Source organism: Aquitalea magnusonii, assembly GCF_003202035.1.
GTDB lineage: Bacteria > Pseudomonadota > Gammaproteobacteria > Burkholderiales > Chromobacteriaceae > Aquitalea > Aquitalea magnusonii.
Genome location: NZ_QJKC01000045.1, coordinates 1 through 1,391 on the forward strand (window position 1 = coordinate 1; position 1,391 = coordinate 1,391).

General features: G+C 49.4%; 4 protein-coding genes. All 4 read left to right on the forward strand.

Translation table 11 applies throughout. The features are described 5' to 3' along the window. A partial coding sequence (locus DFR38_RS20760; protein WP_211310804.1) for a DUF2515 family protein occupies positions 1-408 on the forward strand: 408 nt, incomplete at its 5' end. Beyond that, positions 369-617, forward strand: coding sequence for a DUF2515 family protein (locus DFR38_RS21975; protein WP_425320072.1), 249 nt, complete (start codon positions 369-371; stop codon positions 615-617). The genes DFR38_RS20760 and DFR38_RS21975, both read left to right, overlap by 40 nt. A 68-nt stretch (positions 618-685) precedes the next feature. Further along, positions 686-1,075 (forward strand): hypothetical protein, encoded by a 390-nt coding sequence (locus DFR38_RS21160; RefSeq protein ID WP_146216035.1) that lies wholly within the window; start codon positions 686-688, stop codon positions 1,073-1,075. Then, on the forward strand, positions 1,012-1,391 hold a 380-nt coding region (locus DFR38_RS20765), incomplete at its 3' end, for a hypothetical protein (RefSeq protein ID WP_146216036.1). The genes DFR38_RS21160 and DFR38_RS20765, both read left to right, overlap by 64 nt.

A 1,391-nucleotide genomic window follows, 5' to 3' on the forward strand; every position in this document is an offset into this window, starting at 1 on the left:
AAGCTCACGCAACTCCCCTGGGCCACGCAGGCGTTGCCGGTATTGCAAAACCTGAAACTGTCGTCCTATGCACAGAAGGGCATGCTCTTGGTACGCGAAATTGAGAAGCTTAAGCCGGGATCGGACACATATCGAGAAAAACAACTCGCCCATTTATTGGCCATTGCCAATCACGAACAACGGGTGGTACTGCAAAAGCTGATTTACGACGACCCCGCCTTTGCCGCATGGCTGCAACGCCAACGCGCCGCGCAAAACGCAGCAGACACAATACTGGAACGAAGCAGCAGCTGGCCGCCGCAGTATGTGGATGAAACCAGCCAGCGCTGGCCCTGCTCACCAAAGCCATACTGCCACCGCTGGAACTGGTGTTTGCCGCCGCCTGTAAAACCCGCGACCCCAAGCTAAAATCCGAGGCGCCCAAAGACACCGTATTGGAAAACGAAGAAAGCCGGATGAGTTGGATTAAAACCGCTGCCAACCAATTTCATGGCTTGATGGGAACACGGTCTGCTTATATGGAGCAGCAATTACGCAGCATCGCTAGCTGGCATAGCCCAGACATGACCACCTTTGAGCTGGTATTACGCCAACACGACCCATGGTACATGCGATGAGAACCCTGGCGATTATCCTGCTGCTATGTATAACTGCCTGCCGACCTGCCCATACCGAGGAAAATACTGTGCAAAATAAGTTCCCAGAGACATTATCAATACAATTGGGTGAAACTGGATCTGAACTGGCCAAACGCTACCCAACACTATTGGACTTAAACAAGCAACCTGCTGGCATCAATTTCTACCAACTAAACCCAATTTATTTAAAACAAAAAGTAAAAACGATTTTTAATCTAAAACAATACAGCATTGAAGTTCCATTCACCTTGTCCATTATGGGAACTGAAGATGCAGACATTCCAAAGGAGGGTATCTATGCATTTGACATCAATGCGGTATTTTCTGAGAAAGAAAAAATTATGACGAATATGTACGGACACAAATTAATAGCTTGCTGCAACAATTCCGCGCCAAAGGCTGGCAACCGCTGTTTTACTATGATGCGCCACGCCTAAGAGGACAGGAACAGTTTGACTACGCCTTGGCCGATTCTGAATATAGCTTTCAACTGGACGGTGAAATCGATCTCAGCCCGCATAACTGGCAGCGCATCAACTGGATTGCCAGCCCCACCTGGAGGTTTTATGCCGACAATGTAGTAGCCAAAATCGAATTCGACCGCTCCCCCACCTGGGAAGACCCAAAGCAGCCTGGCACCGCTTTACTTTCAGTCAAATTCCAAAGCATGGAAAGTTATCTGCGCTCGGAAATCGAAGAAAAAGACCGTGCCAACTGGCGCGCCTTCTGGCCGGCCAAGGCCAAGTGGTATCG